This window comes from Leptolyngbya cf. ectocarpi LEGE 11479 (assembly GCF_015207065.1).
Lineage (GTDB): Bacteria > Cyanobacteriota > Cyanobacteriia > Phormidesmidales > Phormidesmidaceae > Leptothoe > Leptothoe ectocarpi.
On record NZ_JADEXP010000112.1, the window covers coordinates 1 to 16,679 of the forward strand.

Genomic DNA, 16,679 nt, shown 5'->3' on the forward strand with positions numbered 1-16,679 from the left:
GCAAGGGGCTCTTCCCTGTTAGAGAAATTACTCATCTAGGCTCCATTAGTTAACTGTTCCTGTAGCAACTGTAGTTCCTTGTAGAGAGTAGATATGAAAAATATTTTTTTTCAAGTGGGTCTTTTGAAGACACCAATAGATAGGTGTCTGAAGTGTGTCCGAAAGGCACCTGCTATAATCGTTTTTTCTATAGCCTTGACTGTGAAAGGCTCTGATATTGCCATTGCGGCAACCATTACTGGACTTTTTCCCACAGGAACTAATAATTCAGGAGGACTTTTGCCTGCTAATGCAAAAGACATTCACTACACTATTCTTGAGACAGGAACAAATCCAGAAGTAGTAGGTTTATTACATCCTTTTTGGTTGGGAAACGACAGCTCGTCGCAGTGGATTTGGGAAAAATCGAATAGTTCGCCGATAGATGTAACTCGAACTTTCAGGACTACTTTTGACCTAGACGATTTATTTGCTCCATCAGCATCAATTACTGGTTTGTGGGCCGCCGATAATATAGGTGTAGACATCCTACTCAATGGCATTTCTACTGGCAATCATATTCCTGGTGGATCAGGGCTAGGAGATTTTGGAGCATTTCAGACATTAACCCCTTTTTCTATCAGTAACGGATTTGTTTCAGGTATCAATACTCTTGACTTTATTGTTCAAGATGTTGGGGTCGTTTCAGGATTTCGTGTTGCAGCAATTTCTGGGAATGCTGACATCGACTATGAGCCTACGTTCTTGGGTATCTCGCCTACTGACATTACAATTAGTGAGGGACAAAGCGCTAACATTGATCTTTTTGGAACAGATACCAATTCAGAACCCCTTGAATTTTTCTTTAATAATCAATCAGTTGGAATTGACAATCGTATCTCAGGTATACGTTCTACCCAAATCCAGCTGAGTCCACTTAATGATGAGCGTTTACGGGATGAAGGCGTTTTTACTAATATCGCTTATGTGCAAGATGGTGCTGGTCAAATCAGTAACACAGTCACTCAGACGGTAACTGTACTAAATGCGGACCCTCAAATCACACAATTCTCCGTCCCGACTACTGTGGATGAAGGCAGTATATTTAGCTTTTCTGCATCTGCTATGGATCCAGGCATTAATGATGTTATTTCCTACAGTTGGGACCTCAATGGAGATGGCGACTTTGGTGATTACACTCTCAGCTCGGGAGATTTTTCCTATCCTGATGAAGGTAGCTATCGATTTGGCCTCGAGGTCTCCGATGGAGAAGGTGGAGATACCGAGGAGACACTAACTATTGAGGTTAAGAATGTAGAACCCAACATCATAAAATTGACAGGTGATTTAAATGTCAAAGCTAACGAGACATTTAGTTTCTTGGCAGAAGCATTTGACCCAGGGGTAAATGACACATTAACCTTTGACTGGGATCTGGATGGTGATGGCGAGTTTGATGATTTCACAGGTAGTGAAGGACAGGTGATTCTTGAGGACATATTTGAAAAGGTGTTCGAAGAACCTGAACAGATCAAGATTGCATTACGGGTTTCTGATGGCGATGGCGGTGTAACAGAACAGTCCTTTTCCGTTACAGTTACGCCTAATAACTCCCAACCCGATCCACCCGTATTTTCTAGTTCTAATATCACCATTGACGAAGGGCAGAATGTTGATATCACCATTTCTGCAACGGATGCTGATCCAGAGCCTCTTAGTTTCTTTCTCAATGATCAGTTGATTGGGACTGATCCCTCTACATCAGGCACACGCTCAATATCAACCAATCTGGGGCCATTTGTAGATGAAGGAGCGTTTACCAATGTCGCCTATGTGGAAGACACTAGCAATCAAAGAAGCAATACAGCTACTCAGACTATCACTGTCTTAAATGTTGCTCCAACCATTACTCAATTGACCAACGGTTTGTCAGTAAAGCCGAATCAACTCTTTGATTTTTTTGCTGATGCCTTTGATCCAGGCAAATTAGATGAGTTGGCGTTTGATTGGGATCTCACTGGTAATGGTCTATTTGACGACTTTACTGGAAAAGAGGGACAGTGGCTATTTCCAGAGCCAGGTCTATTTGATGTTGCACTGCGAGTCTCTGATAATGACGGGGGAGAAGCATTTGGGAAGTTTTCTGTGACAACTACTCACGAGCCTCCAGTAACTACACCTGAACCTAACTCAGTTCTCGGCCTCTTATCTGTTGTAACACTTGGAATCTTCAAATTGTTGAAGTTTTCTCCTACAAGGGGTAGCACTGAATTGAATATAATCAAATAATATTAGATTTAATGCAGTGTTTTCCTATCCGGTGAGGTCCGGCCTGAAACCTAAATCTATATCAGCAGAAGCTTTTGATGTACTTTACTAGAGTGGAAACTGCTATATGGAATCAGGACCTTTGTAAATCTGTTCTATGAAGGAGACAAAAGTATCATGGAGAAAAGGCTTGCCAAAATATCTATTGCTATTGCTGCTCTTGCTTGTAACTTTACGCTTATAGTAAGCAAGCCATCACAAGCATCAACTCTAATTTTTAGTGATAATTTTGATGCTGAAAATAACGGTATTGAAGCTACCAACTATACTAGCTTAACAAACTGGAGGGTTAGCGAAGGAGCCATTGACATTATAGGGAACGGAGGAAGATTTGATTTTCTCCCTGGGAATGGTCTGTATATTGATCTAGACGGAACTAATTTTGCTGCTGGAGCCGGTAGGATTGAATCAAGCATACTCTCATTTGGTCCAGCGGGTAAAGTGATACTAAATTTCGATTTGGCTGGCAATCAAAGATTTCCTGCTCCTCAAGATAGCGTAACTGTGTCACTCAGCAACCTTTTTTCTGAAACCTTTTCTCTACCTAGTTCAGCGCCTTTTCAGACATTCACTAGAACTGTCCAGGTTCCATCATTGTTCAACGCTAGGCTTATATTTGAACATTCTGGTGCCGATCAAATTGGCATGTTACTTGATAATGTCAGCGTGAGTGTCAATTCTCCACCTGATACCCCAACAATCTCACCTACCTCAGTAACAATTAATGAAGGACAGAGTGTCAATATAACCATCTCAGGGACAGACGTTAATCCGGAACCACTCAGTTTTTACTTGAATAACGAACTTTTTGGGATTGACTCTTCTACATCGGGAATACGCTCGGTCTCAAGAACAAATACATTTCAAGATGACGGAGTGTTTACTAATACGGTTTATGCACAGGATAGTATTGGTCAAATCAGTAACACAGTCACTCAAAAGGTAACTGTACTAAATGCTAATCCTGAAATTAAACAGCTCTCCGTCCCTGCTACTGTAGATGAAGGAAGTGTATTCAGTTTTTCTGCATCTGTTACCGATCCAGGTACTAATGATGTTATTTCCTACAGCTGGGATCTGGATGGAGATGGAGGGTTCGGTGATTACAATCTGAGTGAGGGAGATTTTTCCTATCCTGATGAAGGTATCTATCGATTTGGCCTCAACGTTTCCGATGGAGATGGTGGCAGTGCTGCTGAAACACTAGACATTGAAGTAAAGAATGTAGATCCCAACATCACAAAATTGACAGGTGATTTAAATGTTAAAGCTAACGAAACCTTTAGTTTCTTGGCAGAAGCATTTGACCCAGGGGTAAATGACACATTAACCTTTGACTGGGATCTGGATGGTGATGGCGAGTTTGATGATTTCACAGGTAGTGAAGGACAGGTGATTCTTGAGGACATATTTGAAAAGGTGTTCGAAGAACCTGAACAGATCAAGATTGCATTACGGGTTTCTGATGGCGATGGCGGTGTAACAGAACAGTCCTTTTCCGTTACAGTTACGCCTAATAACTCCCAACCCGATCCACCCGTATTTTCTAGTTCTAATATCACCATTGACGAAGGGCAGAATGTTGATATCACCATTTCTGCAACGGATGCTGATCCAGAGCCCCTTAGTTTCTTTCTCAATGATGAGTTGATTGGAACTGTTCCCTCTACATCGGGAACACGCTCAATATCAACCAATCTGGGACCATTTATAGATGAAGGCATGTTTAACAACATCGCCTATGTAAAAGACGCTAGCGACCAAAGAAGTGAGACAACTGTTCAGACTATCAACGTTTTGAATGTGGCTCCAACAATCACTCAATTAACTGAGAATTTAGTGGTTAAGCCCAATGAGCTTTTTGACTTCTTCGCAGATGCCTCTGATCCAGGTTTATTGGATGAGTTAACTTTTGATTGGGAACTCTCTGGCAATAGCCTATTCGATGACTTTACTGGCAAAAGAGGACAGTGGCTGTTTTCAGAACCAGGTCTATTTGATATTGCATTACGTGTCTCTGATGGCGATGGTGGAGAGGCATTTCAATCCTTTTCTGTAGAGGCAGTTACCACTCTTCCAGAAACTGTTCCAGAGGCAGGCTCAATGTTTGGGATTTTGTCATTTAGTATGCTTGGGCTAAGTATTCGGCTAAAGCGTAGGTTTGTAGTTTGCAGAATTGATAGCGATTGTGCAATACCTTCAACTGAGCTTTAGTCACAAAACTTGAGATCTTTCAACCTCTTTAAAGAGCCAAACCATCTCTACTTCCTTTGCTCTGTCAATCTCCTTAAGATTTTCTACAGAATAATTTGTCCGGATTTATCAAAATCCTGCACGAAAGCTGATTTTGAGTTGTGATTCAGACTGTAGTAATACAGCCTAGTTCCAACCATCATCTAATTCGTGTTCTCAATCACGAAGAAATGCCCTATGGTTCATCTTCGACAGACACTTTTGACAGCGCTAAACTTTATCATCTTAACTAGTACTTTTAGCGGTAGAGTCCATGCTACTACAGGTGCTGGATTGATCAAATCTTTGGGAAACGTATCAGAACTATCTGATCCTCAAGAAACACTAGTGGCTCAAATTGTTCCAGACGATACCCTGGGAAATGAAAGCTCTATTGTGATCCCTATGACTGCCCAAACTGAGCGTATCGATGGGGGAGCACAACGCGGAGCACTTCTATTCCATAGTTTTCAAGACTTTAGCATTCCAGATACTCGCGCAGCTTACTTTGCTAATCCCGATTCAATCCAAACTATTCTCAGCAGAGTTACTGGCGATGATCCCTCTCAACTATTTGGAACCTTAGGTGTCTTAGGTAGTGCCGATCTGATTTTCCTGAATCCGAACGGTGTGCTATTTGGTCCAGATGCTCAACTAGACATTCAAGGTTCCTTCACAGTCAGCACAGCCAGTGGAGCAGAATTGTCAGATGGTAGCATTTTCAGCACCTTGCAGCCAGAAGCTCCCCCACTGCTAGATGTGGATGTAACCGTTCCTGTTGGTCTGATATTTCAAGAGTCAGAAACGGGACAGATTGTTAACGAAGGTAATCTATCGGTTGATCAAGACTTTATTCTTTCGGCTAACAACTTAGCGTTGCAAGGACGGCTACTAGCAGGTGGCAATCTTACTCTGCAGGCACTGGATACGGTTCAAATTCGGGATCATGCAGCGACACCCTTTATTGCGGCAGCAGGTGGTGAGTTATTGGTCCAAGGCAATGAAGCCGTCGATGTGTTTGCCTTAAATCATCCAGAGAGTGGATTGTTCTCGGGTGGGGATATGGTGTTGCGATCGCACACCCCAGTCAGCGGCGACGCCCATTACTGGAGTCGGGGTAATTTTCGCATTGAACAGATAGATCAAAGCTTAGGAAAATTAGTGAGTCCCTACGATCCAGTCATTCGGGCAGCGGGCAATGTCAGCTTAGGTGGGTATTTTGGCCCCTCATTACACATCTTAGCAGGGGGTAGTGTTGTTATTCCAAATAACGTTGTCATAACTGGAGTAGAAGCAGCTGCCGATGCCATCAATGGTGATGTTGTTACGCTTTCCAATGGAGAACAAATAACGATTAACGGTTCAACGACCCCTACCCTCGATATTCGAGCCGGTACAACGGCTGTCGGTGGACCAGCTCCAGCACCTATCGATAATTTTGCCCCCTTTGGGTTCTTTATACCGCCTGTTGATATCAACAATTCTGATAATGCGCAAAGGGCAGATATTGAATTGGGTAATGTATTTGTTGCCGCTCCTGCTGGTATAGTTTTACTCACTAATCAATACCAGCCGAGCATAGGACAAAACGGAGATATTCAAGTACAAGACATTGTTGCAAATAACACCGTTGGTGGGGATGTAATCATCGATTCTCGCGACAACATCGGCATTCTTAACGGCAGAGTAGCTACGTCCTCTAGCGCTGGAGATTCTGGTGATATTACTCTTATTTCTGGTGCTTCAGTCATATTAGACAATAGTTTCATTGTTAGTAACGCTTTAGATATTGGTAATAGTGGCAATATTAGTGTTCTGGCGCAAGAAAGATTGAGCGCTGATGAGAGTTTACTAAGCTCAGTCGTTTTCAATCAAGGAAATGCAGGTCGTATACAGCTTAGTGCCGAAGATATTGCTCTGAATGATACTCGTGTTCAAAATGTTATCGCTTCTAATGCAATTGGTAATACGGGTGGCATTGATATTGCGACAGACACACTCACAGCTACCAATGGGGCACAAATTATTTCCCGAGTCTTTGGGCAGGGAAATACAAGTGATATAACAATAAACGCTTCTGAAGATATCCGTCTTGATGGTGTTAATCCTAATGTATCAGGAGCTCCAAGTGCTATAGGCAATGAAGTATCTCCTGGAGGGCAAGGAAATAGCGGAGATGTAAATATCTCTACAGGAACACTCACAGTTACCAATGGGGCACAAATTATTTCTCGAGTTTCTGGGCAGGGTGATTCAGGCGACATAAAGATAAACTCTACTGGGAAAGTCCGTTTTGATGGTATTAATACTCCTTTTCAGTTTCCAAGTAGTATCATCAGCGAGGTGTCTGCTGGAGCACAAGGTAACAGTAGGAACGGTGACAGCACCGCTAAAACACTGGAACTGAGTAATGATGCCTCTATAATTTCTCGTACATCAGGTACAGGGAGTGTAGGGCGTGTTCGAATTGACGTTCAAGAAGCTGTCTTGCTTTCACGGAGTATTATCAGTAATGCTGTGTTATTACCTGCAAACGGTAATACTGGAGGAATAGAAATATTTGCTGATTCACTAGTGATGACTGATAATGCGTTATTGGATGCTAGGAGTTTTGGACAGGGTAGCAACGGAGGAATAAGAATCAATGCTGATGATACAGTTTTCTTGGATAGAGTTGGTGTTGTTAGTTCAGTAGAAACAGGAGCGGTTGGGAATAGTGGCGGGATTGAGATTGTTACAGATTCTTTGACAGTCAGAAACGGAACGTTATTGGATACTAGTACACTTGCTCAAGGCAATGCTGGTAAAATCGCGATTACGGCTCGTGATACAGCTTCTTTTAGTGGTGAGAGCACTGTACTCAGTAGTGTAGGGACTGGAGCAATTGGAGCAGGAGGGGATATTGCGCTAAGCGCAGGTTCTCTTGCTGTCACTGAAGGAGCTATTTTAGTCTCTAGTACATTTAGTGAGGGAGAGTCTGGAGATATCCGTATCAGAGTAGATGAGCTAGCTCGTTTTGATGGGCTGAGTACCGATGAATTACCCAGTGGTGTTTTGAGCAATGTCTTTGCAGGAGCAGAAGGTGATGGTGGCACACTTGATATCCGGTCCGGAACAATCTCTGTTACCAATGGAGCTCAGTTAAATGCCTCTACGGATGGACAGGGAGATGCAGGTAATGTTGTTATCAATGTTCGTGATACGATTTCATTAGATGGTATAGGTGCAAATGGTGCTAGTGCGATTCTCAGTGCTGTTGGACCTAATGCGGAGGGTGATGGTGGCAGTGTTAATATTTTCGCTGATTCCTTATCGCTTAGTAATGGCGCTGCAGTTAGTACAACAACTGGTGGTCAGGGCTCACCAGGTGATATCCTGATCGATACTCGTGGAAGCGTTAGCTTAAGTGGCATTGGCCGTAATGGTATTCCTAGTAGCATCACCAGTGCTATTGCCCCTGGCCTTGACGTTGGCGGCAACAAAATTGAAATCTTCACAGATGACCTCTCTTTAAATAATACCGCTACTATCAATACCACTAATTTAGGTCAGGGGGATGCTGGCAATATTTTTGTAGAGGCTCGTTCCGTATCACTGGATAATCAAAGCTCTATTTTGGCTCGTACCCAAGCACTTAATGGGGGAAATATTGATTTTCAGGGTCTACAATTCCTACTGTTACGGAGAGGAAGTGCTATTTCCACTGAAGCAGGATTGGAGCAAATGGGCGGCGGCGGTAACGGCGGGAATATTGACATTGATGCCGAGTTTATTTTCGGTATTCCCATTGAAAATAGTGACATTTTTGCTAATGCCTTTGATGGCAATGGTGGCAACATTGATATTACTGCCGAGGCCATCTTCGGATTACAGTTTCGCCCAGAACTCACTCCCTTAAGCGATATCACTGCCAGCTCTAGAATAGGCGTTGATGGAACCGTCACTATTGATACCCTTGGTATTGATCCAGCACAGTCTCTGTCTGCACTGCCAGATGAGCCTGTTGACCCAGAAGTTACGAGTGCCTGCCAGGCTCAAAGTGACCCAGATAAAATCGTGTTTTTAGATTTGGGACGAGGTGGCACATCAACTAGTCCAGACGATCATCTAGAAAGTGGTTGGTTATTAGGAGATTGGGTAGAGATAGGAGACAAACAACATGATGATGATGATGATGATGATGATGATGATGATGATGATGATCAAGCAGTAATATCGAGAAATTCTATTGATACTTATAATTTGAGTCTCTCTAGAACAAACACGATATCTTCTGAAACATCTTTACTCATCTCTTGCCAAAGACGAATGTTTGATAGGTGACTTTTTCTACTCCGCAACCTTTTACTTACTTTCGTATAATTTTTACATAAATTGATAAGTAGTACGTTAAGAACACGGTGCATAAATCCATCTTGCTATCCCTAATAAGTAATATAAGAGCCCTATTAAGTAGTAAATCAATGAGCTTGTGCCCACGGTCTATGATCTGGTTACAGTTAGGTTTAGCCGTCCTAAGCAACAGTCTGACCGCTCATGCAGTCCACGCCAACGTGTTAGAAACATCACTGACAATCTCTTCTAACATTGGTCAATCCAGAAACACTCCTCGTAATCTTGCCCAATTGCCTACGCAACAGGACTTAGAAAACACTCAGCCTCTTCCAGAAACTGAGATTCCTGCAGAGATTGAGGAGCCTAATTTGGAGGAGTCACCTCTCACACCCTCTACGGAGATAGAAACGCCATCCGGGCTTCCTGACATATTTACGATAACTGAGTTTTATATCGAAAGTTATAGTGAACAAGATGAGCTTACGATCATCAGTACTGATGATTTAAGGGAGATCGAGCTTCCATTTCCACAAAACTTTCTTGAAGATGACATCCAACCTTTTGATGAAGCGGATAATGCACAAGCTTTTGATGAAAAGTCATGTGAAGGAATTCGAAGCATTGCCTCACTTGAAGGCCAAGAACTTTCTCTTGAGCAGTTACTTCAAGTTTCCTTCGCAGTGGCTCAAGAATATGCGTGCCGTGGATATAGCACTTCTGGAGCGGTTATCGAAATTCCACAAGAGACGCGTGATGGTAATGGTCCTATTAACATTAGGGTCATAGAAGGTACATTAGAGGATTTTCAGGTCGACTATATGCCTGAAGACATAGGAAATGATGATGACGCTGTGCCTTCTCAACCAAGCGGTATTGATAATCGCTTGAATTTAGACTACGTGCGATCGCGTTTAGGTGTTGCCGAATCAAAACCGCTCAATGTAGCGCGTCTTCGAGAAAATTTACAGCTTCTGCAGTTAGATCCTTTAATTGAGGGCATCTCAGCTGAGTTGTCCGATGGGGTATCGCCTGGAGATAGCCGTCTCAGGGTACAGTTCAAAGAAGCTGACTCTACCGAGCTTCGCTTTAGCCTTAATAATGGTCGTTCACCTAGTGTTGGCACATTTGAACGGCAGGTTTCATTCAATGAACGAAACGTTTTAGGGTTAGGCCATAATTTGAATCTCGCCCTAGCTAATACGGATGGAAGTACTAGTTTTGAAGCTAGCTATAGGGCACCGCTCAATTCTCAAAATGGAACTATTCAGGCAGCATTCGAACTAACAGATAGTGGTGTCATTGAGCCTCCTTTTGACGATATTGATAGTGATGGTGATAGCCCGGATATTGAGTCAGATGCGCGCTCTGTGGAGTTAACTTACCGCCAACCGCTTCTTCGGAGGGTCCGTAATGGCACTTTTCAGGAACTAGCTTTGGGATTAACGGCCTCCTGGCGTGATAGTAAGATCACACTTCTCGATTTACCGTTTCCTTCACCAGGGGCTGATAGTAATGGCAGAAACCGCATTGCGGCCCTAAGATTTTTTCAAGAATGGTCCTCCCAGAATGCAAAGGAGGTAATAGCGTTGCGATCGCAGTTTAATCTTGGATTAGATACCCTAGGTTCCACCGTCAACAATCAAATTTTTGGGGTAGAGAACATTCCAGACAGTCGCTTTTTTTCATGGCAGGGGCAAGCCCAGTGGATAAGAGTGCTAGCGGAGGATACCTTGTTGCTACTACGAGGTAATATCCAATTAGCGGATCAGACGCTTTTACCAGCTGAACAGTTTTCCATTGGTGGACTTGGCAGTGTCCGGGGCTATCGTCAAGGGGCACGCCAGCGTGATAATGGGGTTTTTGCATCTGCAGAAGTTCAGGTACCTGTAATGCGGATTCCTGAAGTCAATGGGTTATTGCAGGTAGCTCCATTTATAGACTACGGTACTGCCTGGAATATAGATGGTAGTGGTCCATCCCCTGATACACTGGCATCTGTTGGTTTAGGGTTGCAATGGCGGCATAGTGATAATTTCTCTGCTCGCCTAGATTATGGCATTCCGTTAGTGTCTATTGATTCGAGGAACCGAACATGGCAAGAAAATGGTTTTCTTTTCTCCGTTCAGTACACTCCTTGAAAAGAACGACTGGTCTACATTTAATTCGCCATAGCTTGGTTGTATTTTTACTAGGACTATTTTTAGCAGTAGGGGTTACGCCTGTATTCTCGCAGGTGTCAGTAACTACTCAAATTACCCAATCGGTAGTAAATGCAGAACAATTAGTAAACGTAGCTCAAGAAGCCTATGAGGTTGGTCAGTACAATGATGCTATCCAGTCTTTGAATGGGGCAATTGAAGTATTTAGGATGGGGGGGGAAACATCTCATCAATCCTTAGCAATTACCTTAACTAACTTAGGGAATGTGCAACTTGCCCTTGGACAACCAGAAATGGCCTTGGTAACCTGGGAAGAGTCACGTAAGATTTTTAATGAATTACAAGATCAAAGTGGGGTAATACGGAGCCAAGTTTATCAAACTCGAGCTTTACGTGACTTGGGGCTGAATCTGAGAGCATGTGAGGTTTTTGGTGAGGCTGTTCTCGATATTAATGGCTTAAAATGTGAATATTTAGCTAGAGAAAAGCCGCGAAGTCAAATAATTGCTGCACTTAGAAATGAGCCTTCTCCTGTTTCAGCCATTGGACTCCATACTCTTGGAGATATTCTTCGTGCTGTTGGAGAATTAGACGCTTCTTACGATGTCTTAAGCAGTGCCCTAGACAATTTAAAGGCAGGCGATATCACTTATTCTTTACAAGCTGAAGCCAATATTCGGTTAAGTTTGGCAAATACATTGAGAGCCAAGGGAAATTTAGAACGTGATCGTCAAGCTTCACCAGTATATGACTATGTACCTTGGGGGTATGTAAAATCTGAGGGTTTTTCAGCTTCTGATAACTGCGGTGATATAGACGATTTATCCTGTTATGCTGCTGCTACTAGAGAGTATCAAAACGCTATAGGCGTCATTGAAACCACCTCCCAAAATTTAACCCTACCCTCCTCAATACTCAAGCTTCAGATTAAACTCAATCTTTTGAGGTTTTACATTGAGCAGGGTAATACATTCGATGCAATAAACTTGTGGGAGAAAAGTCTTAAAACTATTGAGATAGAAAGACTTCCATCTAACCGGACAACTATCTATGCAAGTATTAATTTAGCCAAGAGCTTGGCATATCTTAAAGAACTAGAAAGCAAAGACTCTGCTAACCATGACTTACCATCCTGGAAAGTTATTGAGGCAACTTTGGAGAAGGCTTTTGACGATGCTCAAAACTTAAGTTATGAAGATAATCTTGCACAATCCTATGCGCTTGGGAACTTAGCTGGCTTATATGAGTATTGTGGTTCACGAGAAGAAGAACAAACTTGTAATCTGACGCTCTCTTATAATTCACTCATTCAAAAATCTAAGGAACTAACTCAGACAGCGTTAGTTTTAGCTCAACCAGATGAAAATCCAGATATTGCCTATCAATGGCAGTGGCAATTAGGACGTTTAGAAGAAGCTCAAAATAATAGTAAGGTAGCTATCGATTATTATTCAAACGCTATAGAGACATTAGAATCTGTCCGCTCTAATCTGCTAGTGGTTAACTCAGATGTACAATTCTCTTTTAGAGACAATATAGAGCCTTTGTATCGAGGTGGTGTAAATTTACTTTTACAGCCAGGCAAATATCAGGACTTAGAAAAAGCTCGACGCCTGATTGATAACTTGCAATTGGCAGAATTAGAAAACTTTTTGCAATGTAATTGGCAAAGTAACGAGCGTATTCCCCTCGATCAATTGGTTGAGGCAGATAACTCATCAGCTGTAATATATCCTATTCTTCTAGAAAACCGCCTAGATGTAATTGTTAAAACACCTCACTCAATTGCCCTTTACTCCCATGAGGACGTAAACAAAAATGAGGTAGAGAATACTGTAGGAGAATTGCGCCAATTGCTTGTGAAAAGGCGGCCATCACTTAAGCGGCTACATAAACTGTCGAACAAATTATATGCATGGTTGATTCGGGATGCAGAAAAAAACAATGCTTGGGATCCTGGCAAAACTAAAACGCTGATTTTTGTGTTAGATGGCCCCTTCCGGGACATACCAATGTCTACTCTCTACGATATAGACAGTGAAAGCTACCTAATAGAGAAATATGCAGTTTCACTGTCTGTAGGTTTAGAGCTACCAGTTCTAAACCAAAAATCTCAGTTGAAAGCTTTGGTGACTGGCCAATCTCAAGATACCGGGTTTTCTGGTTTTAATGCCTTAGGAGGAGTAGACGCCGAACTAGGTATAATCAAAAATGTTTTGCAAGGATCAGATAACGTAGATTATTTAGAAATTACAAGTCAATCGTTAAACAGAGACTCGCTGTTTGATGCAGCAGCAGCATCCAACTACGATATCATTCACCTTGCAACTCATGGTAAGTTTAGCTCCGACCCAGAAGATACGTTCATAATACCTGCACCAGGACAAAAAATTTTCCTCTCTGAGCTAGATGACTTATTTCAGTCTAATCCACAAAATGTAGTTCAGTTATTGGTGTTAAGTGCTTGCCAAACAGCAACAGGTGATAAGCGAGCTATCTTAGGATTATCTGGTGTGACTATTCAATCAGGCGTTCGTAGTAGTGTTGGCACATTATGGTCTGTTGACGATATAGCAACAGCAGTTTTTATGAAACTTTTCTACGAGAATATAGGAAAATCTTCCGGTATAGCAGAAGCGCTCCAGCAAGCCCAAATAAGCTTCCTGAGAGGAGGAGAGGAAGGCTATGAAAATTACAGACGCTATAGAGATTCTCGTTTTTGGGCTCCCTATATGATTGTAGGTAATTGGCAAAAGGTGATAGAGTTTTAAACTCTGAATGGGTCAACTAACAAAGATTTGCGGCTAGTAAATTTCTTCAGCTTCTGACTAGAAACTATATCCTAGTCTTCTGGAAGTTGAATAATGGGTGCATCAGAGATTTCTTCTAGATTGATTTCTTGTAAGAAATCAGCCCATTCACTATTGTTTTGGCTAGGACTATTAACCTCCAGCCATGCCAAATTAGATATGTACTCATGTAAGAATCCATTCTCACCGTAAATTCTCAAACGCTCTGTCTGGGAAAGCTCATTAATATTAAGGTTTACATCCGTATGCTCAATCCAAGCTTCAGCAAATAGGGTAGGATTGTTTGGATCGCACGTAATAGAAACAATCCAAATGTAGGGGGTATCCGGCACTAGAGCAGGTGCATTTGTCGGCAGACGGAAACCTACAACTCCTGGCGTACTATTAGGTTCAATCGGTATCCGGTGCTTATAGCTACCCATCTCTGTTTGATCCTGATCCTGTATTTCAAAATCTATATATGTTATGTCTTCTGGCAATTCAGGCACATAAAACCAGAACACAGGATAAGCTTCTGTTGTTAAAGCTATATCACTTTGTACTTTAATATTTGTACCTTCAATGCCACTTTCGAAAGGATCTGTTTCAGAAGGCACTAGAGTAATTAAGGGGATATCCCAATTGCCGCAGCCGTCACGATGGCCACCACCTCTGGTTGTAGCTGGATCAGGTGTTCCCCGACTGGGTAGGATAAAGGATGACGCTTGCCAGGTTTGAATAGGGCCAATACTATCACTTACTTCTGAAAGATTTAAACTATTAAATTGAAAAATATCTCCGGATTTAGCTGCTAAGCTTTGATCGACATCAGCAATGCTCAAAGATACTCCCAAACCAAAAGCAATGAGAGGAGTTTGTTGTTTAATGTGCGTAAACATAAGTTCTAATGATCAAGTCCTCAAATTGTTTAGTACTCCTATTTTAGCAACTACAACGATATCAGTCCAAGTATGCCTTTAATGTCATATAGGTTGAGAACGATACTATCAAGCAAATTAGTGCCGGGATAATAGGCAGCCAGAAACCATAGACTAAGGCCGTATAACAAGTAATGCAAAGTATACTTGAGACACTTACTAGAGTTAGCCTTCTAAGCCATTGCCTTTTGAAGAAAGTTGTTACAGTACCCATCAGTGCCCAGATCCAGATCCAAAAAAACTCAACTTTTTGAGACAGCGGTTGAATTAAAACTCTTCCATCTAGTACATTACTTAGGACTTGGCTAACCATCTGGGCATGAATTGTAACGCCTGCCATTTTTCCGTACGGAGTGTTGTGAGCATCATCAATCACTGAGGCTGTATATCCAACTAATACAACTTTATCAAATACTAAACTCGGATCAATTTCTTGCAATGCCTGGCTTAAGCTTACCTTTGGGAATGCATTACTATCGCCCCTATAGTTGAGCATTAATTGATATCCCAGATACTCTCTTCTCTGATAACCACCTGCTTGGGGCTGTAAAGGTAGAGGCTGAAGGGGGCTATTCCCAAACTTAATAATCTTCTCGTTATTAAGGTTTTCTGTCTCTAATGAAATATTCTCTTCTACTAGGTAGCGATGGATTAATTGAAAACTGAGTGATTCAGGAGTATTGCAAGAATATTCCCCTTTACCGGCATCAGTAAACAGTAGATGGCGGCGAACTTTCTCATCTGAATACCCATCATAGGGCAAATTGGTAAACCCAAATAATTCAGTGGGAATAATTTCAGGGATTTTACCACCATGAGCCCCCGGCTTGTTGAATTGACATCCACTGACTGTTTTATTATTGGCGTCTTTTAAATAAAATAATAAGTTATTATAATCTTCATTGCTCCCCTGAGGGACATCTCTATAAATATCTAAGCCAATTACTCGTGGACTATACGAATTAAGCGTCTGTAAGAGATCAAGGACAGTTTTATCTTTTAGGGGAGAAGTATGACCTTTTGCAAGATCTTCATCCGTAATTTCTACAATTAGCAAACGATTGTCAATATCTTCTGGAGGCCTTAGCTGCATCATCTGATCGTAAACTGTAAGCTCCCATTGTTGAAAAACACCTGTTGCTCTGACAAGAAATGTCAGTAACATTACCAAAGAACTCACTGTTAGGAGAGTTGAAAATTGTACTGCCTTAGGAAGAGTTGAAAATACTGTGGCATTTCTCCAATTATATGTTTTTTTTGAAATCTGGTTATATTGTTTAGGGTTTCTGGATAAAGAATCCCAAGTGGGTGGGACTTCTGCAAGATTTTGATATATCACTGGCAACCAGGTTGCACCGGGCCAATCGTTAAACTGTTCAAGACTATCTTTGGCTCTTCGAAATGCAGTATACAAAGAAATATTCTGAGAATAGTGCTCCAAGAATTCCCTTAAGAAAGCCTGAGCAATGAGGTCATGGATAGATTCCTGCATGGAAACAACGACTGGGATTTCCATACTGGCTAGCTGTCGCCCCAAGCCCAGGCTTTCACAAGAGTTAAAAATAGCTATTTTTAAGCCATGATATGCTGCTCTTCGAAGAGAATGCTTAAACTCATCAACAGTTATACTTTCTTCTTTATTAATGAAAATTCTTCCAAGGTCTCCTTCAGCTCTACTGTGACCAGAGAAGACAAATATATCCCAACCTTTCTCATCCCTTAGGAAATTAATGATATTCTTTGCTTTAGGCTGATCTAGAACTTTGACCTCAAACCCTTTCATTTGCTTGAGCTGATGCCCATCTGCCTGAGTGTCAATATTTTGACTATTACCTAAAATCACAAGAACACGTTTTTGTGTTCGATGGGCTACATGTAAATCAAGCTCTTTGAATTCTGGCAAACTTATACCAACGCCA

Annotated in this window: 7 protein-coding genes; 5 read left to right on the forward strand and 2 right to left on the reverse strand. The window is 41.9% G+C overall.

The window, feature by feature from the left end; translation table 11 throughout:
• The first annotated feature begins 201 nt into the window (after positions 1 to 201).
• From IQ260_RS13570 to IQ260_RS13590, 5 genes are all read left to right on the forward strand, one after another.
• Complete coding sequence (locus IQ260_RS13570) at positions 202 to 2,268, forward strand: PKD domain-containing protein (protein WP_193993646.1); 2,067 nt, start codon at positions 202 to 204, stop codon at positions 2,266 to 2,268.
• Positions 2,269 to 2,424: 156 nt separating this feature from the next.
• Positions 2,425 to 4,521: a PKD domain-containing protein gene (locus tag IQ260_RS13575; RefSeq protein WP_193993647.1), complete on the forward strand. Its 2,097-nt coding sequence runs from the start codon at positions 2,425 to 2,427 to the stop codon at positions 4,519 to 4,521.
• A 216-nt stretch (positions 4,522 to 4,737) separates the two neighbouring features.
• Positions 4,738 to 8,862: a two-partner secretion domain-containing protein gene (locus tag IQ260_RS13580; protein WP_193993648.1), complete on the forward strand. Its 4,125-nt coding sequence runs from the start codon at positions 4,738 to 4,740 to the stop codon at positions 8,860 to 8,862.
• A 161-nt stretch (positions 8,863 to 9,023) separates the two neighbouring features.
• On the forward strand, positions 9,024 to 11,012 hold the full coding sequence (locus IQ260_RS13585) for a ShlB/FhaC/HecB family hemolysin secretion/activation protein (RefSeq protein ID WP_228016025.1): 1,989 nt from the start codon (positions 9,024 to 9,026) through the stop codon (positions 11,010 to 11,012).
• On the forward strand, positions 10,967 to 13,804 hold the full coding sequence (locus IQ260_RS13590) for a CHAT domain-containing protein (protein ID WP_193993650.1): 2,838 nt from the start codon (positions 10,967 to 10,969) through the stop codon (positions 13,802 to 13,804). The genes IQ260_RS13585 and IQ260_RS13590 overlap by 46 nt, the downstream gene beginning before the upstream one ends.
• Positions 13,805 to 13,875: 71 nt before the next feature.
• Here the strand turns inward: IQ260_RS13590 and IQ260_RS13595 are convergent, their stop codons facing one another.
• Positions 13,876 to 14,721, reverse strand: a complete 846-nt coding sequence (locus tag IQ260_RS13595) for a DUF928 domain-containing protein (RefSeq protein WP_193993651.1) — start codon at positions 14,719 to 14,721, stop codon at positions 13,876 to 13,878.
• Positions 14,722 to 14,782: 61 nt separating this feature from the next.
• The coding region (locus IQ260_RS13600) for a CHASE2 domain-containing protein (RefSeq protein WP_193993652.1) at positions 14,783 to 16,679 on the reverse strand (1,897 nt) is incomplete at its 5' end.